Genomic DNA, 25,527 nt, shown 5'->3' with positions numbered 1-25,527 from the left:
TTGATTCCGGTATCATCAGAATCAGGATTTTGTCAGGTTGACCCCCGCAGGCGTCGGTGGAAGTTCTTCAACACCGCCAACATCATTCTTGCTTAGATCGATCTTGCGCGAAGAAGTCGTGATCGATGCCGATACCCATTTGAAAAAGGATGCAATCGTTGCACCATCCGCCGTATCAAGCGTCACGACAATTTCGGAAATTGCCTGAAGCACTTTCGTGTCCGCACGCGGCCCTGCCGCACAGCATATAACCAGGCCCGGCTTGGCAGCCTGAAACAAGGCAAGACCTTTCTGCCAGCTATCGGTAGGTGCGCCATCCGTCATCAGAAAAACCAAAGGCTTCCAGTCTCCCTTGGTTTCGGCATCCGATTTATGGACCTCGCGACCAATACAATCTGCGACCAGCGAAAGCGCCTCACCCATTGATGTTGCGCCATTGGCCTCGATGTTTGGTGCCTGGAATTCGGTAAGTTCCGTCAAGAGTACAACCTGTTTGGCGGAAGTATCAAAGGTGATCACGGACAAATAGGCGGTTTCCAGCGCATAAGGGTCCTGGCGCAACGTGCTGACCAGCAAATCAAGGCCATCGCGGACGGCATCGATCGCCTCACCGCGCATGGAGGTCGATGTATCAAGCAGAAGGTATACGGGAAGTCTTCTCATGCGATAAACCTTTCTTTGATAAACGGGTCCACTCCGGCGCGGTTTTCAAGGCGTTCCATAATATCGGCACTGGTAACCCTGGCGGGAAATGCCGATGTCGCAGGTGCTATTTTCGGCCCGCGCGCCATGCCAGTCCCCAGCCATACGCGTTATCAACCTGTTCGTGACCATTAAAGAAACGAACCTCGCGGCTGACCCGGATCTGGTTATTGTTGTTTTCCAAAAGGGCAACGGCACACATGCCATCTTTTCTGTTGGTGCTTAGTTCATTCATGCGAACTTCAATTTCGGGTTGACCGGGCACCATCATCCGAATGACACCATCTGTTTCTTGCCAGTTGGCCACACCTTCATAAATAAAAGCGAAAATAAGAACACGCCGAAACTGGGACCATGCATCACCGTTGATTTCAAGCCATTCGCCATCCGCCGATGTTCCCGACCGATCATCGCCCATCAACTGGGTAAATGGCAGATTGTTTAAATCACCAAATGAATTCCCAAGCGCCTGGACGACGCCTTTTTCACCGGTCTGAAATTCAACAAAGGCCCCCAGATCAAGATCAATGCTGCGCTTGCCCATGCCAAAAAAGCCACCAGGCTTTGGTTTCTGATTCCAGTTCAGATTAACCCGGATGCGGCCAAACTTGCCGTCATCCTTTTTCAGCGAAATCGTACTTTCCTTCTTTGTCAACGAAACCTTGGAAAGATTAACACTGGGTTTTGGCGTTGAGGGTACGGATGAACGCTTCGGGGCCGGTGCGGGGCTGGCGGGGGCGGCAACCTCCACACCAAAATGTTCGGCTAAAGCCTGTAACCCGCCATTAAACCCCTGGCTGACATTCCGTATTTTCCATTGATCATTACGCCGGTAGATTTCGCACAGGATCAGCGCTGCTTCCGACCGACCCGTTGTATCCACCGGCATTTCAATACCGTCCGATGTCACAATCTTTACGTCGCGCACAGACGAAAAGGCACCACCTTCAAGCGTCGCGTTCACCGCAATTTTTTCGACATCCCGACCTACTTTGCCCAGATCAAAAGCAAAGCTTTGTCTGTCGGCACGGGTAGTGAGCGATACAGCTCCGCCGCCGATTGTTGTCTGGTTGAAAAAGCACATGTCACCGTCGCCCCGAACCTTGCCGTCGGCATAAAGTTGCAAAGCCGTAACATCGATTTGACTTCCTTGTGGCAACAGAACGTCAAGTTCGAACGTCAGCGATGAAAGCGGGGCATTTGCGCCCATGGCAAGGGTGGTCATAGCGGATCTCCTGGCGTTCGTCCAAATTGCATTCTGTGCAGATTTCCGGTTTTGAAAGTAAAAAGTGCGCGCAGAGATTTATCCGCGCGCACTTAAAACCGGGCTTAGCCCAAATTCACGCCATGGGCGGAGGCTAGCGGGCCGAGGCCGCCTTCAAAACCGGACCCGATAGCCTTGAATTTCCACTCGTCATTGTGACGATAGACTTCGCCGAAAATCATTGCCGTTTCGACAGAATAGTCTTCCGACAAGTCATAACGGGCCAGTTCCTTGTCACCGTCCTGATTGATGACCCGCATGAAGGCATTGCCCACCTGCCCGAAATTCTGCTTGCGCGCGGCAGCCTCGTGAATGGTTACCGCAAAGACAAGTTTCTTGACATCGGCAGGTACCTTGCCAAGGTCAATCTTTACCTGTTCGTCGTCACCTTCACCCGCACCGGTACGATTATCGCCCGTATGTTCGACCGAACCATCAGGACTTTTGGTGTTATTGTAGAAAATAAAGTGGCTGTCTGACAGCACTTTGCCGTCTTCGCCGCAGACAAAAACCGACGCATCAAGGTCAAAATCAGCACCATCGGTCGCGCGCGGGTCCCAGCCCAGACCGACGATTATTTTGCTCAAACCCGGAGCTTCTTTGGTCAGCGAGACATTGCCACCCTTTTGAAGTGATACAGCCATTGTCAGTTCCTTCCATTAATTTACGAAAACATGCCGTCAGTCGAATGTCGGCATTCCTGTTTGTCAGAGAGCTCAAAATTAACCGATATTGACGCCGTACTGTTTGCTAAGTGCGGCGAGACCGCCATTGTAGCCTTGGCCGACAGCGCGAAATTTCCATTCGCCATTGTGACGATACAGCTCGCCAAAAACCATCGCCGTTTCCGTCGAATAGTCTTCTGTCAGGTCATAGCGAACCACCTCTGACCCCGTCACGTCGTTCACAATGCGGATAAAAGCATTGGAAACCTGGCCAAAGGATTGCTTGCGCGCTTCAAAGTCATGGATCGTTACGGTAATTGCAATCGTCTGAACGTCTGCCGGGACCATGCCGAGATTAACCTTGATCGCTTCATCATCACCGTCGCCCTCGCCTGAACGATTGTCGCCGGTATGGCTGACAGAACCACATGCCGAATTCATCTGGTTATAGAAAATGAAATCGGCATCACTGCGGGTTTTGCCGGCTTCGGTCAGCAAAAACGCCGAAGCATCAAGGTCAAATTCAGCGCCATCTGTCTGGCGCTCGTCCCAGCCCAGGCCGACAAGGATTTTCGACAGTCCCGGGTCTGTTTTGGTTAACGAGAGGTTTTGACCTTTGGAAAGCGTAAGGGCCATTTTTTCATCCTTTCTTGTCAGAGAGCGTTGAGAAAATGGTGCAAATCATCTTCTCGGGGAATTTAAGACGGGCGTCAGTACTGGTACTGTGCAACAGTGAATAACAGATAGCTAACAGCCATCAGCGCACCGACCACACGGCCTATTCTGCCCGCAAAAAGCAGGAAGACCGCAAAAAGCAACGTCACGGCAACCACGATCGGCATGTCGAAGCTGGCAAATCGGCTTTCAATGACCAACGGTTTTGCGACCGCCGAAAATGCCATGACAGACAATATATTAAAGATATTGGACCCGACAATTCCGCCAATGATCATGTCGGAGTGGTTCTTCCGCGCCGCAGCCACACAGGCTGTAAGTTCCGGAAGCGATGTTCCAAAGGCAATGACCGTCATTCCGATCACGGCCTCGGGCACCCCAAGCGCCAGACCACCGGCCACGGCACCTTGAACCAGAAGTTCAGAGCCAACGACCAGTGTAATTATGCCAACGACCACCATCACACCAGGGTGAGCGCTACCGGCTTCATGTTCTTCCACTTCATCGATGTCGAGTTTGGAGGCTTTGTATTGGTATACAACATAAAGAATGATCGCCGCGACCATGGCAAAACCACCCCAGCGGGGCAACAGGCCGGACATGATGGCGACAACCATTGCCCCGGTGGCACCGAGCATGACAAGGGCGTCCACGCGCACTTGAGTACGGCTAAAGACAATAGGTGCGATCATGGCGGAAATGCCAATCACCATCAAGACATTCGCAATATTCGAACCGATCACGTTGCCAACTGAAATCCCCGGATAGCCCGACAAGTTCGCGTTCACAGACGTGAAAAGTTCAGGTGCCGAGGTTCCGAAGGCAACAATTGTCGCTGCGATGAAAAGCTTTGAAAGACCAGATTTTTCAGCAATGACCACTGCGTTGTCAATTGTCCAGTCGCCACCTTTTATAAGAAGGTAAATGCCAAAAGAGATCGCGCCAAGGGCGATAACAGTCAGCTGGTATGTGTCGAGCTCGTGCATTTAGATTTCCAGCATTTATAAAACGGGCAGGCGCACAGGCCTGCCCGAAAACTCGCCATGACTTAAAGATCGAAATCCGCCGGATTAAGGCCAAGTTCGCGCGCAATCTCGGCGACCATTGCCTTTTCTTGCGCGTCGAAATCGCCATCAGCAGCACCAATGGCACAGACAACCCTTACAAGCAGTCGTGCTTGTTCATCATTGCCTTTGATTTTGCTGATCGTTTTCAACGCAGAGGCTTTGCCTATCCCGTGATCGAATTCGAAGTCGCCAGCCGCTTTCTGAAAGACTTCAATAATCTGGCGCATATCAAAGTGTTTTAGCTCATCGGCGCGCTCGATAAATCCGGCCATCTTCTGCTTTTCAGACGAATCAATACTGCCGTCTGCTGCCGCCACCAAAGCACAGCCGTTCACAACGGCTTCCATAAAGGCTTTATTTTTAAATTTGGAGGCTTCGGCAGTCAGTTTTGAGCGTGCTTGTGCGGCGTTTTCTTTTAACCAGTTTAGCATGTCATTCTCCTCAAATCGCAGCCAATGCCGCGCCCGTAAGATCCTGCGCGGTGCGCCCGTTAGTGGGGTTGCCATGCGCGGTCAATTGCCAACCGGAACCCGTTTTCTCCATCGAAGCCATCACAACACCGGTGTGACGGCCTTTCTCGGTCAGGGTATAGCGGCAAATCTCTACATTTTTACTTTGATCAACAAGGCGCGCAAAGGCGTTATCAACTTCGTCAAAAGTCTGACCACGAAAACTGTTCACGGTAAAAACAAGGTATTTCGCACGGGCATCCAGAGCCTTGAGGTCGACATAGATTATCTCGTCATCCCCGTCGCCTTCGCCGGTCAGATTGTCACCGCTGTGCTTGATTGCGTTATCTTGTGACTTGAGCTGCTGAAACCACACCAGATCGATCGCATTCTTGTCGGCATCAAAAACAATCACAGAGGCATCAAGATCAATTTCATCTGCTCCGCCGCCGCCGCCTAACAGGCTGCTAAAAAAACCCTTCTTTTCGGGTTTTGCCGGGTCCCAGCCGCAGCCCATAAAAATCTTGGATAAACCCGTGTCTTTTTCGAGGGACAAGGTCTGCCCTTTGGAAAGCGAGATACTCATATTATTCTCCTTGTTCTCCGAATGGTGAAAGTTAACATCAATGGAGTGGTTAACATGTATCCTGATACAAGCTGAGCGAAAGAGAAATCGACTAATTTAATTTTTTTCTTTCCCCTGCGCGTCGGAACATAGAATTTTATTTTCTCTGTTTTTTAAAGACTTAAATAAAACTTGCAACCGCGATAGCTGTGAACTCGATCATCTTTGACAGCTGTCCGGTGGCAATTAACCAGCTGGCATGGCAGCAGCGAGCTCTCCATTTTGCTTGGCTACAGCGATCCGGCAGCGCGATCCCTCGATGCCCGCATCAGGACATTTTCTCAATCAACGTTATCGCACGATACGGACCAGTAAGCGTTGCATTTTCAAGCAGTTCGATGTGGTCCAGCTGGCACAAATGAATGAGTGCAGCAAGATCAGGGTCTTCAAGTGACCTGATTATGACCTTTTTGGGGCGCCTTCGTAAAACGGCCCGCGTTGCCTCGGCAATTCCTGGCTTAACCCGGTTAAGGTCATCGATATCAAACATCTCCGCGACGATATTAATGCAAGCGCGCGCACGGGCGCGCAGTTGCGCCAAATCTATTGCCGGATCTGCGATGGCGTTGCCGCCCCTGTATTGAGGCATGCGCTGCGTAATCCGATCGACAAAATCAAGTGATATGTCGATATCGGCAAGATGGTCTACTGGCACATATCCATGGAAATCGTCGGGGCCGATGACTTGCCGGTTCAGGATCGATCTGCTGATAAGGCCTGAAACATTTGCGCCAAGAATACCCGAGGGGATCAGCCAGTCCTCATACGACCCCGCCATAGAGGCAAAACCGCTTGGATCAGCCAGAACGGCAAGTTCAACATGGGGTCGCCCCGTGATTTCTTGCCACGATTTTGTTAACTCGGTTGAAATCGCACCCTTCCCGGTCCAGCCATCGACAAAAATAACCCCCCCTGCGGGGTGTTTACCAAGAATAAAGTCGATTGCATTGCGATCAAGACCGCGATCACGAATGATTGAAACGCCAAAATGCTGACTATCCACGCCCAGGGCAGATAGTTCCCGTTGCAGTAAAACGCCATAAGGCACCCCGGCGCGCACAAGCGAGCATAGTGTGATGTGACGATCAAGAGAGCCGTTGCCGATACGCGTAACAATGCGCCGGGCCAGCCCCGATATCTCGCGTGCGATCCGGTCCTCACTCTTTTGACGCGCCTTCTCGAAAATCTTCAAATAGCGCGCATCAGGTCGGCGCTCCTCCGAGATCATCTCCGAATAATGCACAGCCCCGCTTTGGATATTTCTTTCCTTGGTTGAAATATCCGTTGGCGCCATCCGGACCCGTTTAAGAAGGAACGTGACGTCCTCAGCGTTATAAGATCCAATGATCATTTGATCGGACTGAGGCATCAACGCTCCTCTGACTGCAATATCTTTTGATCAATTTGCGAATTTTTGGGAATAACCAGCATGTCGCAGGTTGCCATAAAAGGTAAGTCTGTCACGCTGTCGCCCATGCCAAAGACCGGCACGGATTTGTCGCTCAGCAGCTTTTGAGACAGATATTCAACAGCATACCGCTTGGAAATACCCGCAGGTGTGAACGAAAGATTGTTGTCATTGCGGTGCCGCACCAATCCCGGTGCGGCAATGCGGCTCAGCGCATCGTCTATTTCATCAAGCCTTTGAGCATCATCGTTTGATTTGACACAGAAATAAAACCCCGTCCCGAACTCTTCGACAATCCAGTATCTGAACCGGTCTGGTGTGGTTTTCCGGGACATAAATGACATCAAATTTTCAAGTTCCGCCGCCACTGCCTCCGCTTCACGCTTCATCTTTGCGTGCCAGTCCGGATCAGGGATGCCCGAGGGGGTAAGGATCACGCCCCCATTGGTACAAACCTGATAATCCTCAAACGGTAATCTGCAACGTCCCAAGGCTTCTGAGGAGCGGGCCGTTACAGGGATGAACCGCGTCGAGGTCAAAAGCCATTTCATCATAAGGGCCTGGGATGCAGACATATAGGAATGGCTTCCATTCAACGCTTCGGAAGCTAACCTTTCGAGGTCAGGGGCCTCCTGCATCTTTCGTGCCGTTTGAAAGATCGTGTCATCCAGATCAGAGAAAAAAACGGGGCGCACTAGGGCATTCCTTCCGTTGGCTTCAGGACAGAAATGGCGCCCGCACCATCAATCACATCTATTTGACCCAACGCCGACAAAAGCGTATCGCACAGCCCATCCGCGCCGGTCTCGGTAAAAAACAGGATACGATCCCACTCCGATGGCACAACATTGTGCATATACATCCAGAATCCTTGGCCGTAATGGTCGGGGAAACTCAGTTTATGCCGAATGGTGTCGCCAGGAAGGATGGGGGATCGGGTGGTTGTGATAAAACGCGTGTAAAACCCGCGCTCACTCAGCGCTTCTGCGGCAAGCATTGGTTGCCAAACATGCTCTCCGGCGCCGACCACAAGAATGCGATCCCCTGCATCGGGAAGCTGAAAGCCGTTATGTTCGAGTATTGACAGGATATCCTCGCCAGATTGCCTGATCTGACTGCTGGAAAGACCAACACGCGGCGCCGCAAATTCCTGTACTGAGTCGGGAATCCAGGTTTTAACCGAAGGATTACACGAACCCGGCAAAGCTAACGGCGTCTTTGTCTCATCAGGCATCCACGACCAGGTGCCGTTCTGAACGGTGACACTAAACACATCCGCATCATCCAAAATACCCCTGACGGCATCTTCTGCCTGGCCGTCAGACCAATCTGTTAAGGTTACAAGAATAAGGCGACCAAAGGTCAAACCTTTGGTTTTTAATCCGGCAGCCAGTTCAGCAAAGGTTGCGCCCGTCGTCGCTTCGTCATCAACGATCACAAGTGTCGCATCAGGTCCATGGTGAAGGACCCCGGGCCTTGGCTCAAAAATTAAATGCTCAACAGCATGTGAATGACTTTCTTCAATCCTGAACCATTCCTGCGCCCCCGTCGGCGCAAACCGCGTTGTTGTCAGGTACCCCATTTTACGCTCGGGCTCCGAAAGCCTGAGACAATCAAAAACCCCCGCGCCAATGCCGACAGCAGTTTCTGCAAATCCCATAACAAAAACCGGACCAGGCAAAAGCTGTGCCGCCACACCTTCTGCCAACTGCTGCAAGGCCGCCCTGTGTTCTGCGGGGTCCACAGGAATATGTCGTCCAAGGATTGTTGACACAAAGAGAAACGCGCGCTTGGGATTCAGACGTTCCGCAATGCGAAACAGATCCGGTCCTTCTCGCACAGATGTTGTCAGCGTCAATACGCCTGCTTCGAGGTCATAGGTATCGGTTTGCCTAAGCATATCTCTCGTTGCAGCCTTTATTGTTAATCAGTCAGTCTTGCGATCATCGGAGTTCAGAAAAGAATCAATATCTGCATCTTTACGGTGGACATCCTGACGTGCGCGATCAGCCGCTTCTTCGGCCTCACGTGCCTTAAGCGCATCACGTTCCCTTTGTTCGGCCTCGTGTTGCTGCCGCCTTAAGGCTCTTGCTTTTGAGGCGCGTCGGGCGCGCAGAAAGCCGAAAGCCAACAGGCTGACAAGGCAGATTATAACAATAGAGTTAAAAACAGGGATATGCCGGTATCCAGGCTCCACGGGCCAAGCCTTGACAGCATTGGGAAACATGGAAAACGCCGAGATGCGCCAGCCATAACGCCTTATCGCGATGAGCTGCTTGTCGGCGGCAAAAGACTGGACCTGTGCTTGAAGATCGGCAGAGTCAAATTTCCAATAAAGAAAATTATCCTCGTTTCGGTACACCTTCGGCTTTCCGCCTGGCGTTTCCGTCTGCAGAAAATAGACATCCCGCGTGCGCTGTTGTCCGGTCCCGGCATCTTCGGTGTCCAAGCGTTTAATTTCAACGCCAACAGCCCTCACCACGTCAACTTGCGGCAATGCGTAATTGAGAGCCAAAATTATGACCAGCAAAGGAATCGCAATAATAATATTCCGGAAAGTTAGTACGTTCTTCATTGCAGCAACCTCGCACTTTCTTTCTGCTCTTACTTTTCGGATATTCAGCAATATTTAGCTACCGCAAAAAAGGCTTCACGAAAACCTCAAAAATGACCACAGGCCAATTTAATCGAAAATTTTTATTTAGGTAGGTCGAATCTGCCGTGAACGCAAGGCACGTATCTATATCCCATTGTAATGGCACCATTTTGGGCCACAGAAGCCCCCAATTTGTCGGCAAAGTACCCCTTCAAGTTGCTCTCAATCTGAAAGAATCAGTTCCATAGCAGCACATTTGAGACCATTTTTTGCATCTCTTCCGCCATATCATTATCATTGAAACTATTTTTACGGCCCCAAAATGCAGTGACTTCGTAACGAGCTAAATTTACAAGTTGTAAATAAATATTAAATTTGAAAATTATACAACCATATAAATAGAGATAATTAGGTCGATTAAAAAATATCGACACATCAGATACCATATCTATCGGAATGGCATTGAATTCTGATTACCGTACCTGACTTTGACCATCTCATACGAAGTTCAGGACTGGCGCAAAACAAGGCTTTTTCATTTTGGCGAGACAAGCCCTTTGATCAGGCCATGGTAACGTATTTGAAATATGATCAATGGATTAAATTCAATAGAAACGATAATAATGATCGGAAAAAATCAGGCTTTCAAAACGCCTGGAAAACATTTACCTGAAAACCGGTGTTTGGGGATTGTTTCACGGAAAAAGGAAAACATTGCCTGCGCAAACTGTTTCTGCGTCAGGTAGAACCGGTTATGAGTGACGGGCCCTTAGCCGCTCTATCGGGTTGAGATGCGGGGAACTGGCGGGCAGCTGGATCAATCGGATGCGACATTCAGGGTGGGGAAGCCAGCGCCTGGCCTCTTCGCAACGATGATAGGGCGCATTGTCCCGGATCAGGTGAATGGCTGATTTGATTGGGTTTCTCGCCTCAATCCTGGACGGAATCTGCACCGCGCTGTTGCCGTCAACGGTGGGCGGCTCAACAAAAGGCGCATCGGCGAAACAGACCGTCTCATCGACAGTCAGATCGTTCATCAGCTATTCATAAAGGGCGATGAATGCGGCCTGCTTTTCTTCGTCCACCACACGCAGAAGGGCTTTTGGCTAGGGAAATGGATGAACCGTGCCCGACATCAAATACCGGAACTAAACATCGACCCTATAGGAAGGATCGGCAGGGTGGCGAGCCAACGCCCCCTGCCGACATGGTCATGCGGTCAAGTCCGTGTAGGACGTGGCGGCGTACTGTCGTCGCGGTTTAGAAGTTTTTGGTCTTCTTTCAGTTCCTGCCACATTGCGCTCATCACGGCAAAGATGGCGGCCAAAGGAAGCCCGAGAAGCCATGCAAAATACCACATGCTTTCAGTCCTTTCCGGTCAATAGACCGAGTGCGAGTTATCCGTGACGCTGGCCGCAGTGACCTTGCCCCACAGAACCTTATAGACCCAAGCGGTGTACATCAGGATCAGCGGCATGAAAATTGCCGTGACCACCAGCATGATGAACAGCGTGAGGTGCGAGGAGGAACTGTTCCACACCGTCAGCGACGATTGCGGATCAGACGAGGATGGCATGATGAAGGGAAACATCGTCAGCCCGACCGAGGAGATCACACCAAGGATTGCCATCTTGGAAAACAGCAAGGTTGACACCTCACGCCCCGCCCGCAATCCAAGGAAGGTTAGCAGACCACCAATAATGCCCATCGCCGGTGCGATAACAATCCAGGGGCGATCACTGTAAGCGCTCAGCCATGTCGCAGTTTTTTCGACATTGAAATAAAGCGGATTAGACGGCCCGCCGGTAACGTAATCGCCAACGATACGGTAACCTTCGATGCCAAACGCCATCCAGACCCCTGCCAAAGCATAAGCCACCACAGCAACCAAAGCGGCTACCGAGCCGATGGTGCGGGCACGCTGCTGCACCGCCCCTTCGGCTTTTAACGTCAACCATGCCCCGCCATGCATGACCAGCATGGACAGCGACACAACACCGGCCAGCAGTGAGAACGGGTCAAGAAGTCCGATGAACTTGGCATACCAGGCACCCTCATAGATCGAACGAAGGTCTTCGGTGAAATGGAAGGGCACGCCCTGAATGACATTTCCCACCGCCACACCAAACAGAAGTGCCGGGATGGCACCAGACGCGAACAACGCCCAATCCCATGCCGTGCGCCACTGCGGGTTATCGCGTTTGGAGCGGTATTTGAACGCCACGGGCCGTACGATAAAAGCGGCCAGCACCACAAACATCGCCAGATAAAACCCGGAGAACGACACCGCATAAAGCGGGGGCCAGGCGGCAAAGATCGCGCCGCCCCCCAAAATGAACCAGACCTGGTTCCCTTCCCAGACTGGCCCGACAGTGTTGATTGCCACCCGACGCTCAATATCGGTCTTGCCGACAAAGGGCAAAAGTGCCCCAACCCCCATATCGAACCCGTCGGTCAGTGCGAAGCCGATCAGCAGCACGCCCAGAAGGCCCCACCAGATCACCCGCAGCAGTTCATAGCTGATTAGTTCGTGCAGGATCATGGCACTTACTCCGCAGGCATGGCAATGGAGTCAGCATTGTGCCGCCCTGCCAGCCGGTTATTGTGACGTTTCACCCAGGCGTCCGTTTCCGACACATCCTGGAACGGGCCTTTGCGAATGTATTTCAGCATCAGGCCCATCTCGATGATGAAAAGCACTGTATAGAAGGCGACGAAGCCCGCCAGTGTCAGCGCCACCTCGGTGATCGACAAGGACGAAACCGACAAAGCAGTGGGCAGAACCCCGTCCACCGTCCAGGGCTGACGGCCAAATTCGGATACGAACCAGCCCATTTCCGCTGCGATCCACGGCGCGGGGATCATCACCACCGCCAACCAAAGTACCGGGCGGGGATAATTCATGCCCTTGAAAGACGCACGGTAAAACAAATACGCCATGGTACCGATAAAGCCAAAGCCCAACGCCACCATGATCCGGAAGCTCCAGAATAATGGCCAGACGGTTGGCACCGTATCATTCGACGCCGCGACAATCTGTGCTTCTGTCGCCTGGCGCGGGTCATCGACGTATTTTTTCAGCAGAAAGGCAAAGCCAAGATCAGCCGAATGTTTCTCGAAAATCGCCGTTTGCGCGGGATCAGGAGCATCTTTCTCTGCGCGAATATGCATTAGCGCGTCATAGGCAATAATGCCGGAACGGATGCGGGTTTGGGCCTGAGCGACCAGTTCGTTGATGCCAGGAATTTCCGTTGTCAGTGACCGCGTCCCGATCAACCCCATCACCCATGGGATTTCAATCGCATAATGCGTCTCTCGCGCTTCCTGATCAGGAAAACCGATCAGGTTGAAGGATGCAGGGGCCTTTTGGGTTTCCCACATCGCCTCGATGGCGGCAAGTTTCATCTTCTGGCTATGGGTGGCAGAATAGCCACTTTCGTCGCCCAAAAGCACGACAGAGAAAGCCGCTGCCAAACCAAAAGCAGCGCCAACCGTGATCGAACGGCGCGCCAGCTCAATATGACGCCCCTTCAACAGATACCAGGCCGAAACGCCAATCACGAAAACCGAGGCGGTGACATAGCCTGCGCTGACAGTATGGACGAATTTCGCCTGCGCCACATCATTGAACAGCACAGCAAAGAAATCCGTCATCTCCATCCGCATGGTCTGCGGGTTAAATTGCGCCCCCACCGGATTTTGCATCCATCCATTCGCGATCAGGATCCACAATGCCGAGAAGTTCGACCCGATGGCCACCAGCCACGTTACGATCAGGTGCGCGACCTTGCTGAGCTTGTCCCAACCAAAGAAAAAGAGGCCGACGAAAGTGGCCTCAAGAAAGAATGCCATCAGCCCTTCGATCGCCAAAGGCGCACCGAAGATGTCACCAACATAATGACTATAATAGCTCCAGTTCATGCCGAACTGGAATTCCATGGTAATCCCGGTGGCGACGCCGAGAACAAAATTGATCCCGAATAACGTGCCCCAAAACTTTGTCATTTGCCGCCAGATCGGGCGGTTGGTCATGACATAGACCGTCTCCATGATCGCGACGAGGATCGATAAACCCAGTGTCAGCGGTACAAAGAGAAAATGATACATGGCCGTCATGGCGAATTGCAGCCGTGACAGTTCTACGATGCCAAATTCCATATCCTTGGCTCCAATGACCGCAAAGCGAGGCCTTTACGGTGTAAATTATTATTCGCGAATATAATAACATACGCCCCGAACTGGATATTGACCCAAGTCAAAAACGACCGTTTCAGACAAAAATTATTTCAATTCGAGAACCTGATCGGCAAAGGACTTCTCTATTTTCCTGTGCGCCGCAATCAGAAGAGTTACATCAGGTAGAATTTGCCGTATGCCCTGTAAAACTGCGGTTGCCGTGGCATCGTCAAGGCCCTCGGTTGGCTCGTCTAACAACAGAACCTTGGGATTGCGCAACAGCGCGCGCGCCAGTGCAAGACGCCGCGCCTCTCCGCCCGACAGCCCTTCGCCGCGCGACCCGATCAGGGCAGACAAGCCCCCTTTTTCAGCAATGATTTTGTCAAGCTGCACCGCTGCCAGCACTTGCCAAAGGCGCTGTTCATCGGCAGGCCCCGCAATCAGCAGCGCATCGGCAACGGTGCCCGCCATCACCGTACTGCGCTGTGGCAAGAGGGTGAGGCACTGGCGCAAATCAGCCTCTGGCCAATCGGTCACCGCCCTGCCGCCAATGCTGATTTGCCCCGCCACCAGCGGATGCAACCCGGCAATGGCCAAAAGAAGCGTCGATTTTCCCGTGCCACTGGCCCCGGTGACTGCAACGGTCTTACCCGGCTGCACCACCAGTGAAAATGCCGTGACAACAGGCACAGACGTGCCCGAACGATGCAGAGTCACATCCATAACCCGCACCTCAAACTCGTTGGCTGGCGCCATCGGAACTTCGCAGCCAACTGGCACGGGGTGCACCAGATCACGCCCGATCCGGCGGGCCGCATCCGCCATCCGCCCAAGATCAGATACTGCACGTCGCAGAGGGGCAAGGGTTTCGGCCAGCGCCAGCGCCGCAAAAAACCCAAGAGCAGCAAAGGCCGGGCCGATCTGCCCGCTCTGCACCAGCATCATCCCGATCCCCAGGGTTCCAGCCGCAATAATGGTTGCCAATACGGCAAGTGCCCCCCCTGCCCTGCGTTCGGCATCGTCGAGTTGACGCCGCAACCCCAGGCGGCGTTGTTCTGCCGCCTGAACGGCCTTTGTCTGTGCGACCAACCGGCCATAAACCGCCAAATCCCGACGGGCGCGGATCAGGTCGATCAGCCGGGTGCGAAACGCCTGTGCTGTCACCTCTGCCCGACGCGACAAGGGTACGGACACCCGCGCCATCCACACGAAAATCAAGGCAGCCCCAAACAGATATCCCCCCGCCACCCACAATGCTACGGCCGGTGCCACCAGCCACCACAGCGCGATAAAGGCCAGCGCCAGCGTCGATATTCCCGCCAGCACCGGCAAAACCAGCCGCAAAGGCACCCCGTCCAACGCATCAATATCTGCCGTCAGACGGTTTAATGCCTGTGCGCCACGCACCCGGATCATCCGGGGGTAAGGGGCGTTCAAATATGTCGCCAGCACCCGTGACCGCAGTGATTCCAGGGCGCGCAAGGTGGCATCATGGGTCAACATTCGTTCGCCATAGCGCGCAGCCGCACGGCCAAGGGCCAAAAACCGCACCATCGCCGAAGGTCGAAACACATCAAAAACTGCCCCCGCACCAGCCAAACCTGCTGCTGCCGCGGCCGTAATAAACCATCCCGACAAGCCCAGAAGTGCGGCCCCCATTAACAAAACAACAATGCTCAGCGCCGCCCCCCGCAACATTGCCGATCGCTGATCGCGCAGGATAAGCCGGAAAATTACCCAAAGCGCCCTCATGACAAGCCCTCCAGATCAATGATCCGGTCCATTTGTGCCGCAAGGGCAAGGTCATGCGTGGCAACAACCAACGTAACTCCTTGCCTTGCACGCTTTAACAGCCCGCTTGTTACGGCCTGCGCGGTTTGTGCATCAAGGTCGGCGGTTGGCTCATCAGCCAGAATGACATCCGGATTACCAAAGACCGCACGCGCCATCGTGACCCGTCGGGCCTCGCCGCCCGAAAGCCCCCCACCAGTTTCACCCAGCCGCGTGGCAAGGCCCTGGGGCATTGCCTGCACCACCGTCTGTACTGCCGCCGTATCAAGCGCTGCGGCAAGATCGCCGCTGCGTCCAAGTGTAAGGTTTAGATGCAAACTGCCTGTCAGGAAATGCGGGGCTTGCGGCATCCAGCCCAGCCGGGCCCGCCATCCATCCGCGTTATCGGCGGTCAAAGGCTGTTGCGCAACAAGGACTGTCCCCTGTGCTGGCACCTCCAGCCCCGCCATGAGCCGCAACGCACTCGTTTTACCCGCACCGCTTGGCCCGACAAGGGCAACCCGCTCGCCCGCAGCAATAACAATTTCGGGCAAGGCACAGCCCGATAGTGTGAAACAGCCATGCAGGGCAAGACTTGCGGGGCCGGGCAATGGCGCGGCCCGCCCCCCGGTGCCGGGCAATGACCCGCCGGTATCTGACCGATAGGCGGTGATCTCATCAACCACTGCCGTGGCCGCCGCCTTGTCATGCCAGGCAGCCGAAAGGTCGCGCAAGGGCTGATAAAACTCTGGGGCCAGCAATAAAAGAAATATCCCCGCCTGTGGCGTGATCGAAGCCCCCCAGGCGCCGAATGCCAGCACCCCCAAAAGCGAAAATCCGACATAAACGGCAACCATTGCCACACCGATTGCCGCAAACAGCTCCAATACTGTCGAGGATAGAAACGCCACCCCGAGCACCCTCATCGTCCGGCGCCGAAGATCGCCTGCCTGCCGCGCAAACCCTTGCAAAACAGCTGGCCCGGCTCCTAACAGGCGAATATCTGCAAGAGCAGACAGCCGTTCGACCAAAAAATCGTTCAGCGTTCCGATCTCGGTCATTTGCCGGGCACTGGCCTCTTTTGCCGCCATCCCGACCAGCGCCATGAACACCGGGATCAGCGGCCCCGAAATCAAAAGCACGATCCCCACCGCCCATGAATGCCAGAACGCCAGCACCAGAATGACCAGCGGCACAACCATGACCCGTGCACGTGCCGGTGCATAGCGGGTGACATAGGGGATCAGGAGGTCCAGTTTCTCGCCTGCGATGGCGGCCACACTACCGGCCCCGCCAAAAGAACTGTCGGCGGACCGAGCCGCCTCGATGGCAACAATTTCTGCGCGGGCCTTCGCCGTAATGACCTCGGCAGCCTGTTGTGCCTGCCCCTCGGCAAAATAAGTCAAGACAGCGCGCGAAATGCCAAACGCAGCAAAAAGAAGGGCTGTGGTCAGCGGCGAAGCCGTCTGCCCCGCAAGCAACTGCCCCAAAGCCCAGGCCACCACCGCCGCCTGCAAGGGCCAGATCAGCGCAGCGATAACAGAGAGCACGGCAGACCGACGTTGCGTTTGCGCGCCAGGCGCCAGCAGGATGGCCAACCATTCAGATGCGGAAGGATGTAGGACGGAGGACTTGTCCATGGTTTTTCTCAAACTGACTTTCAAGATATGAGTTAAGGCAGTTTTATTCCAGCCCGCATGTCCCTTGTCAAAAAGGCATGAAGTTGGTGGCCTATCTGATCAAGACCCTTGCGGTCAAAAAGTGATTTCGGGACTGACTGAAAAAGTTGAATTTTTTCAGAAGGATATGACTTTTCAGATTTGTTAAAGTTTCAAGGGAAAGCGCTATGGCCCTAACAAAAACCAATCGCCGTCGATATTCTCGCAAGAGCGTTCGTTATGCAAGTGCTCTAACGAACCTCGCATGAAAATCGATTGCGGTTTTTTTTTGCATAACGAGATATGCCGGTTGGCAGCAATTGAATCTCGAAACAACCGCCAGAGGAAGATTTTTACCGACCAGTCCCTTGATCGCGAGATATGTCAGGATGCTCTTGGCCAAAAGCTTTAGGGCCTGCCTGAAATAGTATAAACGCAAGCTGGTTATCCCGCCTGGCAAGCCGCTGCAAAACGCTTATATCAAGCGATATAACTGAACTGTTCGGCATGAATGGCAGGGCCACTACAATACATAAAGCATTGATGAGGCACAAGAGTTCGTTAGCCAATGGCTTTATGAAAGTCCCGTAAAACAGAAGATTACCGAGGCATCCCCCGTAACGCGCAAACCCGGATCAAAACGAATTTCTTGCTCTCGGAGGGCAGTTGCCGGTTTGGCTTGGTACGGCACCAAAACAATGCCAATGGCTCTCCGAGAGAAGGCTTTCAAATTCAATTTGTCACCGAGGAATGAAGGCCGAGCAAGACACTCTAGCGATCCGCCCCCCCCGTTAACCTTTACATCTCATTTCGAATTACGCCAATTCACCACCAGATCAACAGCTGCAGTTAGCGCTTCTACGACATTTTCGGTATTGACCGGCATCGCCATATTGTGAATGCGACTGTTGTCGCGCACGACAAAAGTCGCCAATCGATGCAAGCTCTCGGAATTAGGCAAGTCGTCCATGATGTCCAGTAGGCTGGCCGGCAAACCAAGATCATCATAAAAAGCCAGAATGTCATCCATAAAGGCCTTCTCGCGCTTTTCCAGCATAAACTGAGCAATCAAACCCACGGCAACCTCTTCACCATGCAGTATTCCGGAAACGCCCGGAAGATCACCAATTGCCAAACCAATCGCATGCGCAGCTGCGACGCCGCAACCTTCAAATCCTAACCCGCTCAGCAGCGTATTTGCTTCCACGATTTTCTCAACGGATAAAGAGGTTTTCTGCACTTTTACGTCTTCGACCGCCTGCTTTCCATATTGCCTGACGATTTGATAACAATGGCTGGAAAGACACATGGCAGCTTCAGTCGGAAGTCCACCGAAGAAATTTCTCCCTCCTGAAGCGACACATTGATCAGCTTCAAATTTCGTCACCAGGGCATCAGCTATACCAGAAACGAAAAACCGAACCGGTGCTCTTACGATGACGTCGGTATCGACCAGAACAGCGTCCGGATTCATATCCATTATCCGCGGTCCGACGAATTTACCTGCATCAGTGTACACGATGGCCAAACGGCTGGTCGGAGAATCATTTGAAGCAATCGTTGGTATGACGATGACCGGTAAACCCGTTTCAATTTTGACGGCTTTCGCTGTATCTATTGCCTTGCCACCCCCTAAGCCAATCACCGCATCACATCCCGCTTCACGCGCCTGGATGCTTGCCTTTTCAATTGCCGAGGCGGTACATTCGCCCGCGAAGCTGGCGAATACGGGAACAATGTTCTCCGCTGCAAGAGCTGCAGTCAGTTGATCGCCGTAAAGCCCCCGAACCAAATCATCGACAACTATCAGCGGCTTCGATCCAAATACACCAACATGCTGACCAATTTCATTCAAAATACCGCCACCCTGGCGGTAGATGCGTGGAAATCCCATTGAAAACATTTTTTGCCCTAGCGAATACAGCGGTAAGAAGAAAGAATGGGGCCTGACTATTGCCCCATTCCTATATTTAGCATTGACGCTTCCAACCTCGGTGATCAGGAACGCCCTGCGGCATCTTCCGCTTCCGCAACAGCTTTAAGCATGATGTTCAACCATTCATCACCATATTTGCCCACATACCAATCTTGCATATGCTGACGCGCGCCCAAAAAGGTTGAGCGGTCCTCTTCTGTCGGTTCATAAATTTTACCGCCCGATGCAACAAACTCATTATTGGCACTTTCTTCCGTGTCAGCGTTGAATTTCGTTTGCTTTGCTGCTGCATATTCAAAACCGTCAAGAACAACGCTTTGAAGATTTTCAGGTAAAGCGTTCAGCCACGCATCGCTGACGAAATAATAACCGAAAAGAAAGGTATGCCGATCAAGGATCAGATACTTGATGCTCTCATTGAACTTGTTCGACATAATGTCTGGCGTTCCGTTCTTCGTCCCGTCCACGACACCGGTTGCAAGCGCGGTATAAAGATCTCCCCAAGCAATGGGCGTCGGCGCGGCACCAAGACTGCGGACAAATTCTTGCTGCAACGGTGAATTGATTGTCCTGATTTTCAATCCTTTAAGATCACTGGCCGTTTTGACCTCTTGCGAGGTTGTAAAGAACGAGCGCCAACGACCACCGTCACTGACCGCAACCAGGCGGTCATTGGGCAACTGCGCCATCACAGCATCCCGCATCGTCTGGGTGAAGCTGCCCTTCATAAAAGCGTAGGCAACTTTGTCGCTTGGCAAGACATAGGGCAGATCGACGACACCCAGTTCAGGGACAAACGGCGTGACGCCTCCGATGGAAACATGAACAGCTTCGATCACATTGGCATTCACCTGCTCCATGACTTCTTCATAGCTACCAAGCTGATTACCTGGAAAAATCTGCACAGAGATCTCTCCATTGGATTTTTCCTCGATATACTCTTTCAGCGATGTCGACCCAACGTAGTCGTCATTGTTCATTGTCGCTGGTCCGGCATGAGAAATTTTCAGAGTGTAGGTCTGCGCGAGAACCGGTTGGGAAAACACGCCAACAGCCATTATTATGGTGGCAATTGAAAACGAAAATCTCATTATTTCCTCCCTGTATTTAGATTTTATTGGCCGACTGAAAAACCAAGCCATCTGGGCAAGGTCAAAGAAATCGCAGGAACGTAGGTCACCAAAAGCAACACCACGCCATGTACGAAATAGAATGGAAGCATTGACCGAACGATTTGTTCGACCTTCACGCCAGACACCGCTGAAGCCGTAAACAGGATCAGGCCAAATGGCGGCGTAGCCAAACCGATCGTCAAGTTAAGGCACATGATCACAGCGAAATGCACAGGGTCCAGCCCCAACCCCAAAAGGGTCGGCCCGAGGATCGGCCCTAATATCAGGATGGCAGGACCGGCATCAAGAAACATGCCCGTCACCAGCAACAGCAAGTTGGCCGCCAGCAAAAACAGCAGTGTACTGTCAGTCAAACCGAGCACAGTGCCTGCAAGTGACTGCGGTACGCCGGACATGTTTAAAACCCAGCCCAACAAGGCTGCCGAACCGATCATCAAAAGAATTACAGCCGAAGACTTGGCCGAACGACAGAAAATGTCCGGCAATTCCGACAAGCTCAGCGAGCGCACAAACAAGCTGAGACCCAAAGCATAAACCACAGCAATCGCAGCGGCTTCGGTCGGCGACACAATCCCAAGCAAAATACCCCCAAGAATGATCACCGGAGTTAACATGGGGAAAAACCCCTGGGTGACGGCCTTGCCGACTTCTTTGAAATCAGCCCTTTTTTCCTGTTTGGGCAGATCATGTTTACGTGCGAGAAAAGCCGTCATGACCATCAGACTGACGCCCATCAACAATCCCGGCACGACACCAGCTGCGAACAAAGCGCCCACCGACACATTCATAATGTAGGCATACACAATCATAATGATGCTGGGCGGAATGATCGGACCTATCACGGCAGAGGCTGCGGTCACTGCCGTGGCGAAGCGCCGCGAATAACCATCGCGTTCCATCGCTGGCACCAGCATCGATCCCAGTGCAGATGCATCGGCCACGGCTGAGCCGCTCAAACCCGCGAACAGAATGGAGCTAAGAATATTTACGTGTGCCAATCCGCCGCGCAGATGCCCGACCAGAACCTGCGCAAGGCGCACCAAACGCCGGGTAATATCACCGGCATTCATGATCTCACCCGCCAAAATAAACAAGGGCACAGCCAGCAAAGGGAATTGGTTGATTCCCGCGAACCACCGCTGCAAACTGATTTTCAGCATCGCATCATTGCCCTGCAGAAAAAAGTCCAGCAAAGGACCGAAAGCGAGCGCAAAGACGATCGGCACGCCGATCAAAGCCGCCAATAAGGTAAAAATGATAAAAATTGGCATCGCTTAGGCGTCCTGCCGATTTGAAGAAGCCCCAAGGAAAGGCACAAAAACGCGTTCAAGACTCAGCGGTAGGACAAGGGCAAAGCCAACAGGTAGACACAAATAGAAATACCCTTGGCTCAGCCAATCCATCGACGGGACGATACGCGCCATACCCTGCTCAACCAGTGCAAAGCCGTAAACCAAAACAAGAACAGAAACGAAAAGAACGGCCAAGCCAATCACGGCATTCAAGAGCCTGGTCATAAACGGCGGCATGATATCGAGCACGAACTCCGTTGAAATATGCCCATTTCGCATACCGACAGGTGCGCCGAGCAACGTCATCCAGACAAGTGCCAAAAGCGTGAAATCGCCGCCCCAGGAAATGGGGCTCGAAAAAAAGTACCGGCACAGGACGGCGTAAAAAAGAACCGAGACAATCACTGCCAGCAGCCCCCCAATCAGGATGCCGCATACGCGAACAATCAGGTCGTTTACCCTGACAAGACCATTATAAGCCAACTGGAACATTCTTCCTCCCTAGCTTGATGCCCCCACTTAAAAGCACGCTATCCAAAGCCGCTTCTGCGGAAATCATACCTCTATTTTGACCCGAGTATAAGGTAACTTATATAAAATTAAAAACAGAATTTTCGGCAAATTTCAATCTTGAAATTCTTCTATAAGTTATATAATAGAAATAGCAGTTTTTGGCAAAGCACAACGTCCTAACGACAAAGGGTAACACCGTCATGCCCCATATCATTTGCGCAGGAGTCATTACCGTAGACACAGTTCTGCATCTTGATTCCTTCCCGGCACCCGGCATCAAACATCGCGCAAAATCGTCTTTGATGACTGTAGGCGGCTGCGCCCTGAATGCCGCGTTGGCAATCACAGCACTGGGTGGGAAGGCATCGCTTGCTGGAGCGGTTGGCGATGACAGCCTGGGACAGTTTGTCCGCAATGAACTTCGGCACCTTGGTGTTTGCGACGACTTGCTTGTTACTATACCGGGACAGCAAACCGCGCGGTCTTCGGTTATCGTCACGCGCGACGGAGAACGGACGATCATAAATTACCGTAGTGACGAACTGTTCGAGGTGGACTTACCGGCAACAGAGCCAAGAGAATTTGACGCGGTCCTGGTTGACACACGTTGGCTCCGTGGCGCCTCTCAACTTATTGAAATCGCAATTCAAAATGACAAAGTATCCGTCATTGATGCGGAGTCCCCGCTTGCCGGTCTGGACAATCTTCTGTCAAAGGCATCCCATGTTGCATTTTCCGAGCAGGGATTTTCTGACTATGCCGATATCGTCAACGAAGACAACATCGCCAAAGTCGCCAAACAGCTTGGGAACTGGACCTGTGTTACCCAAGGACCGAACCCGGTATTGTGCCATGATGGAACGACCCTTATCGAAATCCCAACCTATCGCGTCAAGGCAGTCGATACGCTAGGGGCCGGCGATGTGTGGCACGGTGCGTTTACCCTTGCACTTGCTCGCGATCTCAGCACGGTTCGCGCCGTTTCCTATGCCAATGCAGCCGCCGCCCTAAAGACCACGAAAGCAGGTTGGCTACCAACTCCCAAAGAAATTGAACAACTGTTAAAGGAGAACCTGAAATGAATCTTACCGCAGGTAAACTTTGGGGAATGCGGCGCATGGCCGATTCCAGAGGGCTGTTTAAAATGACAGCAGTAGACCAACGCCCACCCATTAAAGGACCGATTTCAAAACACTACGGCGTCGAAACTGCCCCCTATGACGACGTAGCCAAATTCAAATCACTTTTGATCGAAACACTGCAGCCGGAATCAAGCGCACTCCTTTTAGATCCGCACTTTGCCATACCACGTGGAATCAACCTGCTATCGCCGTCCAAAGGGCTGATTGTCACCCTCGAAGATTCGATATTTGAGGATAACGGATCGGGCCGCTATTCATCAGAAATCGACGACTGGTCGGTAAACAAAATCAAACGCATGGGCGGAGACGCAGTAAAGGTTCTTGCCTGGTACCGTCCGGATGCGGACCCGAAAATCAACAGACACCAGCAAGATTTTGTCAAAAAAATCGGTGATGCTTGTGCAAAATACGACATTCCGTTCCTGTTTGAGCTTCTGGTATTCCCTCTAAAATCGGACCTGCATCAGACAAAAGATTATGTCGAAATGGCCGGAAAAAAACACGACCATGTCTTGGCGTCAGTCCAGGAATTCGCGAAACCGGAATACGGTATCGACGTTTTCAAACTAGAGAGCCCGGTCTCCGCCCAAAATGTTCCTGGCGTCGGCAACGAAAACTGGGAAGAAACCCAGAAAATATTCGATGAAATGGGCCAACTTGCCGGACGCCCATGGGTTATGCTGTCGGCGGGAGCAGAAAAAAACCAGTTCAAAAACATCCTCTCACACGCATATCATGCGGGTGCATCGGGCTATCTTGCCGGCCGTGCCATCTGGCTCGAAGCATTCCAGAGTTTCCCTGACTGGACTAAAATGCGGAACGAACTTACCAACAGCGCGTGCGACTATATTGCAGAACTTAACAAGCTGACCGATGACACGGCCCTGCCTTGGCACAAGCACGCATTATTTAATGCTGACGGTCTCAAGTTCTCTCCTTCGGACGCAAGTTTCCGCCACATTTACAGCGAAATGTAATTTCGAAGGCCAGAGGAACACATGACCACCATGTCACGCTACAAGATTGATGCCAATTTCATCGGCGGCGAATGGAAACGCTCCGGCGACAAAAGCATTACCGTCACCAATCCTGCAACCGGCGAAATATTGGGAACGGTCCCGTCATTTGGCGCGACGGAAACCCGGGAAGCTATTTCTGCTGCCTATAAAACTTTTCCGGTCTATGCCGCCATGCCACTTGGCGAACGCATCGCCTTGATGCGAAAACTCCATGATGCACTTCTTGACAACCGGAGCGAACTTGCCGCATTGCTAACAGCCGAACAAGGCAAGCCCCTTGCCGAGGCCGCAGGAGAAATTTCAATCGGAGCGGCTTATATTCTGTGGTTTGCAGAAGAAATCCGACGTGCAAAAGGCGAAATTATTCCTGCAGCAACGCCGGGCCGACGGATGATGGTCACCCATCACCCTGTCGGGGTCGTTGGTGCCATTACTCCGTGGAACTTCCCATCCTCAATGCTCGCAAGAAAGCTTGGGCCAGCGCTCGCTGTCGGCTGCACGACAGTCGTCAAACCGGCGTCGCAGACGCCTTATTCTGCACTGGCTTGGGGGAAGCTCGCAGAAGAAGTCGGCTTCCCCGCAGGCACAATCAACATTGTCACCGGACCGCCACGCGAAATCGCCGAAACATTGATGGCCGACAAGCGCGTCCGAAAAATTACTTTCACGGGGTCGACCAATGTCGGCAAAATTCTGATTCGACAGTCGGCAGACACCGTGAAAAAGGTTTCAATGGAACTAGGGGGAAACGCGCCGTTCATCGTTTTCGATGACGCTGACCTCAACCAGGCAATTGAGGGAGCATTAGTTGCCAAATACCGAAACTCGGGACAAACCTGTGTTTGCGCTAATCGGTTTTATGTTCAATCCGGTATCTATGATGCCTTTGTTAAAAAACTTACCCAAAAGACCCAAAACCTGATTGTCGGCGACGGGACCGGAGCCGGTGTGGATCAGGGTCCACTGATTGATGAAAGCGCATTTAAAAAAGTAAGCGCTTTGGTCGATGATGCAAAGGTAAAAGGCGCGACCATTAATACCGGCGGCCACCCCCATCATCTGGGGCGTACATGGTACGAACCAACGGTGATTTCAAATGTGACCACGACCATGCGTATCGCCACCGAAGAAATTTTCGGACCTGTCGCAGCCATTATGTGCTTCGAGAATGAAGATGACGTTATTGAAGCAGCAAACGATACTGACTTTGGCTTGGCCGCCTATGTCTATACTAATAATATGGTCAGAGTATTTCGGATGAATGACCGCCTTCAGTATGGCATGATCGGCATTAATGAAGGCTTGATCACAACGGTCGAAACACCATTTGGCGGAATCAAGGAAAGTGGCTTGGGCAAGGAAGGCGGCAGCCAAGGCCTGAGCGACTATCTCGACACTAAATATATCTGCATTGGCGGGATATAATATCCATCCAAT

The 25,527-nt window shown here is 52.4% G+C and carries 25 protein-coding genes; 3 read left to right on the top strand and 22 right to left on the bottom strand.

All coding sequences use genetic code 11. The annotated features are described in order from the left end of the window. Positions 1-21 precede the first annotated feature (21 nt). From AAC086_RS02335 to AAC086_RS02230, 22 genes are all read right to left on the bottom strand, one after another. The gene (locus tag AAC086_RS02335) at positions 22-663 is read right to left on the bottom strand and encodes a VWA domain-containing protein (RefSeq protein ID WP_339774802.1); all 642 of its coding nucleotides are present in this window, start codon (positions 661-663) and stop codon (positions 22-24) included. Next, positions 660-791 (bottom strand): hypothetical protein, encoded by a 132-nt coding sequence (locus AAC086_RS02330; protein WP_339774799.1) that lies wholly within the window; start codon positions 789-791, stop codon positions 660-662. Before AAC086_RS02330 ends, AAC086_RS02335 begins: the two co-directional genes overlap by 4 nt. Next, entirely contained in the window at positions 770-1,927 is a 1,158-nt protein-coding gene (locus tag AAC086_RS02325) for a TerD family protein (protein ID WP_339774796.1), read from the bottom strand. The genes AAC086_RS02330 and AAC086_RS02325 overlap by 22 nt, the downstream gene beginning before the upstream one ends. A gap of 104 nt (positions 1,928-2,031) precedes the next feature. Beyond that, positions 2,032-2,610, bottom strand: a complete 579-nt coding sequence (locus AAC086_RS02320) for a TerD family protein (protein WP_339774794.1) — start codon at positions 2,608-2,610, stop codon at positions 2,032-2,034. Between the two features lie 78 nt (positions 2,611-2,688). Then, the gene (locus tag AAC086_RS02315) at positions 2,689-3,267 is read right to left on the bottom strand and encodes a TerD family protein (protein ID WP_339774792.1); all 579 of its coding nucleotides are present in this window, start codon (positions 3,265-3,267) and stop codon (positions 2,689-2,691) included. Positions 3,268-3,341: 74 nt separating this feature from the next. Then, positions 3,342-4,292, bottom strand: a complete 951-nt coding sequence (locus AAC086_RS02310; RefSeq protein WP_339774789.1) for a calcium/sodium antiporter — start codon at positions 4,290-4,292, stop codon at positions 3,342-3,344. Between the two features lie 62 nt (positions 4,293-4,354). Further along, the gene (locus AAC086_RS02305) at positions 4,355-4,804 is read right to left on the bottom strand and encodes a tellurite resistance TerB family protein (protein ID WP_339774787.1); all 450 of its coding nucleotides are present in this window, start codon (positions 4,802-4,804) and stop codon (positions 4,355-4,357) included. 10 nt (positions 4,805-4,814) lie between these two features. Continuing rightward, complete coding sequence (locus tag AAC086_RS02300; RefSeq protein WP_339774785.1) at positions 4,815-5,408, bottom strand: TerD family protein; 594 nt, start codon at positions 5,406-5,408, stop codon at positions 4,815-4,817. 307 nt (positions 5,409-5,715) lie between these two features. Beyond that, the gene (locus tag AAC086_RS02295; RefSeq protein ID WP_339774782.1) at positions 5,716-6,816 is read right to left on the bottom strand and encodes a cysteine protease StiP domain-containing protein; all 1,101 of its coding nucleotides are present in this window, start codon (positions 6,814-6,816) and stop codon (positions 5,716-5,718) included. After that, positions 6,816-7,550, bottom strand: a complete 735-nt coding sequence (locus tag AAC086_RS02290) for an HAD family hydrolase (protein WP_339774779.1) — start codon at positions 7,548-7,550, stop codon at positions 6,816-6,818. The genes AAC086_RS02295 and AAC086_RS02290 overlap by 1 nt, the downstream gene beginning before the upstream one ends. After that, positions 7,550-8,755: a phosphoribosyltransferase domain-containing protein gene (locus AAC086_RS02285; RefSeq protein WP_339774778.1), complete on the bottom strand. Its 1,206-nt coding sequence runs from the start codon at positions 8,753-8,755 to the stop codon at positions 7,550-7,552. Before AAC086_RS02285 ends, AAC086_RS02290 begins: the two co-directional genes overlap by 1 nt. A 27-nt stretch (positions 8,756-8,782) precedes the next feature. Further along, on the bottom strand, positions 8,783-9,430 hold the full coding sequence (locus tag AAC086_RS02280) for a DUF1523 family protein (protein WP_339774777.1): 648 nt from the start codon (positions 9,428-9,430) through the stop codon (positions 8,783-8,785). Positions 9,431-10,203: 773 nt separating this feature from the next. Beyond that, entirely contained in the window at positions 10,204-10,488 is a 285-nt protein-coding gene (locus tag AAC086_RS02275; RefSeq protein WP_339774775.1) for a transposase, read from the bottom strand. Between the two features lie 182 nt (positions 10,489-10,670). Further along, positions 10,671-10,811, bottom strand: coding sequence for a cytochrome bd-I oxidase subunit CydX (gene cydX, locus AAC086_RS02270; RefSeq protein WP_339774773.1), 141 nt, complete (start codon positions 10,809-10,811; stop codon positions 10,671-10,673). A gap of 18 nt (positions 10,812-10,829) precedes the next feature. Beyond that, the gene (cydB, locus tag AAC086_RS02265) at positions 10,830-11,993 is read right to left on the bottom strand and encodes a cytochrome d ubiquinol oxidase subunit II (RefSeq protein WP_339774770.1); all 1,164 of its coding nucleotides are present in this window, start codon (positions 11,991-11,993) and stop codon (positions 10,830-10,832) included. A 5-nt stretch (positions 11,994-11,998) separates the two neighbouring features. Next, a complete protein-coding gene (locus AAC086_RS02260) occupies positions 11,999-13,609 on the bottom strand; it encodes a cytochrome ubiquinol oxidase subunit I (RefSeq protein ID WP_339774767.1) in 1,611 nt (536 codons plus the stop codon). 123 nt (positions 13,610-13,732) lie between these two features. Further along, complete coding sequence (locus AAC086_RS02255) at positions 13,733-15,379, bottom strand: ATP-binding cassette domain-containing protein (RefSeq protein WP_339774765.1); 1,647 nt, start codon at positions 15,377-15,379, stop codon at positions 13,733-13,735. After that, positions 15,376-17,037 (bottom strand): thiol reductant ABC exporter subunit CydD, encoded by a 1,662-nt coding sequence (gene cydD, locus AAC086_RS02250; protein WP_339774762.1) that lies wholly within the window; start codon positions 17,035-17,037, stop codon positions 15,376-15,378. The genes AAC086_RS02255 and cydD overlap by 4 nt, the downstream gene beginning before the upstream one ends. An 823-nt stretch (positions 17,038-17,860) precedes the next feature. Then, entirely contained in the window at positions 17,861-18,958 is a 1,098-nt protein-coding gene (locus AAC086_RS02245) for a glycerol dehydrogenase (protein WP_339774759.1), read from the bottom strand. A gap of 95 nt (positions 18,959-19,053) precedes the next feature. Further along, on the bottom strand, positions 19,054-20,082 hold the full coding sequence (gene dctP / locus AAC086_RS02240) for a TRAP transporter substrate-binding protein DctP (RefSeq protein ID WP_339774756.1): 1,029 nt from the start codon (positions 20,080-20,082) through the stop codon (positions 19,054-19,056). Between the two features lie 23 nt (positions 20,083-20,105). After that, a complete protein-coding gene (locus AAC086_RS02235) occupies positions 20,106-21,395 on the bottom strand; it encodes a TRAP transporter large permease (protein ID WP_339774753.1) in 1,290 nt (429 codons plus the stop codon). Positions 21,396-21,398: 3 nt separating this feature from the next. After that, positions 21,399-21,908: a TRAP transporter small permease gene (locus tag AAC086_RS02230; protein WP_339774751.1), complete on the bottom strand. Its 510-nt coding sequence runs from the start codon at positions 21,906-21,908 to the stop codon at positions 21,399-21,401. A gap of 221 nt (positions 21,909-22,129) precedes the next feature. On the opposite strand from AAC086_RS02230, the gene AAC086_RS02225 reads away from it, so the two are divergent. From AAC086_RS02225 to AAC086_RS02215, 3 genes are read left to right on the top strand one after another with little or no spacing between them, the layout of a single operon-like run. Further along, positions 22,130-23,011 (top strand): PfkB family carbohydrate kinase, encoded by an 882-nt coding sequence (locus AAC086_RS02225; protein WP_339774748.1) that lies wholly within the window; start codon positions 22,130-22,132, stop codon positions 23,009-23,011. After that, entirely contained in the window at positions 23,008-24,048 is a 1,041-nt protein-coding gene (locus tag AAC086_RS02220) for a tagatose 1,6-diphosphate aldolase (RefSeq protein ID WP_339774745.1), read from the top strand. Before AAC086_RS02225 ends, AAC086_RS02220 begins: the two co-directional genes overlap by 4 nt. 21 nt (positions 24,049-24,069) lie before the next feature. Beyond that, the gene (locus AAC086_RS02215; RefSeq protein ID WP_339774742.1) at positions 24,070-25,515 is read left to right on the top strand and encodes an NAD-dependent succinate-semialdehyde dehydrogenase; all 1,446 of its coding nucleotides are present in this window, start codon (positions 24,070-24,072) and stop codon (positions 25,513-25,515) included. Positions 25,516-25,527: the final 12 nt, after the last annotated feature.

Source organism: uncultured Thalassospira sp., assembly GCF_963976115.1.
In the GTDB taxonomy this organism is placed as follows: Bacteria; Pseudomonadota; Alphaproteobacteria; order Rhodospirillales; family Thalassospiraceae; genus Thalassospira.
The sequence above is the reverse complement of the archived record's forward strand: the minus strand, read 5'-3'. Positions and strand labels throughout refer to the sequence as shown.

Bases quoted from the DNA above. Each gene is read 5' to 3' on its own strand.
- AAC086_RS02335 (WP_339774802.1), bottom strand. From the start codon at position 663: ATGAGAAGACTTCCCGTATACCTTCTGCTTGATACATCGACCTCCATG.
- AAC086_RS02330 (WP_339774799.1), bottom strand. From the start codon at position 791: ATGGCGCGCGGGCCGAAAATAGCACCTGCGACATCGGCATTTCCCGCC.
- AAC086_RS02325 (WP_339774796.1), bottom strand. From the start codon at position 1,927: ATGACCACCCTTGCCATGGGCGCAAATGCCCCGCTTTCATCGCTGACG.
- AAC086_RS02320 (WP_339774794.1), bottom strand. From the start codon at position 2,610: ATGGCTGTATCACTTCAAAAGGGTGGCAATGTCTCGCTGACCAAAGAA.
- AAC086_RS02315 (WP_339774792.1), bottom strand. From the start codon at position 3,267: ATGGCCCTTACGCTTTCCAAAGGTCAAAACCTCTCGTTAACCAAAACA.
- AAC086_RS02310 (WP_339774789.1), bottom strand. From the start codon at position 4,292: ATGCACGAGCTCGACACATACCAGCTGACTGTTATCGCCCTTGGCGCG.
- AAC086_RS02305 (WP_339774787.1), bottom strand. From the start codon at position 4,804: ATGCTAAACTGGTTAAAAGAAAACGCCGCACAAGCACGCTCAAAACTG.
- AAC086_RS02300 (WP_339774785.1), bottom strand. From the start codon at position 5,408: ATGAGTATCTCGCTTTCCAAAGGGCAGACCTTGTCCCTCGAAAAAGAC.
- AAC086_RS02295 (WP_339774782.1), bottom strand. From the start codon at position 6,816: ATGCCTCAGTCCGATCAAATGATCATTGGATCTTATAACGCTGAGGAC.
- AAC086_RS02285 (WP_339774778.1), bottom strand. From the start codon at position 8,755: ATGCTTAGGCAAACCGATACCTATGACCTCGAAGCAGGCGTATTGACG.
- AAC086_RS02280 (WP_339774777.1), bottom strand. From the start codon at position 9,430: ATGAAGAACGTACTAACTTTCCGGAATATTATTATTGCGATTCCTTTG.
- AAC086_RS02275 (WP_339774775.1), bottom strand. From the start codon at position 10,488: ATGAACGATCTGACTGTCGATGAGACGGTCTGTTTCGCCGATGCGCCT.
- cydX (WP_339774773.1), bottom strand. From the start codon at position 10,811: ATGTGGTATTTTGCATGGCTTCTCGGGCTTCCTTTGGCCGCCATCTTT.
- cydB (WP_339774770.1), bottom strand. From the start codon at position 11,993: ATGATCCTGCACGAACTAATCAGCTATGAACTGCTGCGGGTGATCTGG.
- AAC086_RS02260 (WP_339774767.1), bottom strand. From the start codon at position 13,609: ATGGAATTTGGCATCGTAGAACTGTCACGGCTGCAATTCGCCATGACG.
- AAC086_RS02255 (WP_339774765.1), bottom strand. From the start codon at position 15,379: ATGAGGGCGCTTTGGGTAATTTTCCGGCTTATCCTGCGCGATCAGCGA.
- cydD (WP_339774762.1), bottom strand. From the start codon at position 17,037: ATGGACAAGTCCTCCGTCCTACATCCTTCCGCATCTGAATGGTTGGCC.
- AAC086_RS02245 (WP_339774759.1), bottom strand. From the start codon at position 18,958: ATGTTTTCAATGGGATTTCCACGCATCTACCGCCAGGGTGGCGGTATT.
- dctP (WP_339774756.1), bottom strand. From the start codon at position 20,082: ATGAGATTTTCGTTTTCAATTGCCACCATAATAATGGCTGTTGGCGTG.
- AAC086_RS02235 (WP_339774753.1), bottom strand. From the start codon at position 21,395: ATGCCAATTTTTATCATTTTTACCTTATTGGCGGCTTTGATCGGCGTG.
- AAC086_RS02230 (WP_339774751.1), bottom strand. From the start codon at position 21,908: ATGTTCCAGTTGGCTTATAATGGTCTTGTCAGGGTAAACGACCTGATT.
- AAC086_RS02225 (WP_339774748.1), top strand. From the start codon at position 22,130: ATGCCCCATATCATTTGCGCAGGAGTCATTACCGTAGACACAGTTCTG.
- AAC086_RS02220 (WP_339774745.1), top strand. From the start codon at position 23,008: ATGAATCTTACCGCAGGTAAACTTTGGGGAATGCGGCGCATGGCCGAT.
- AAC086_RS02215 (WP_339774742.1), top strand. From the start codon at position 24,070: ATGACCACCATGTCACGCTACAAGATTGATGCCAATTTCATCGGCGGC.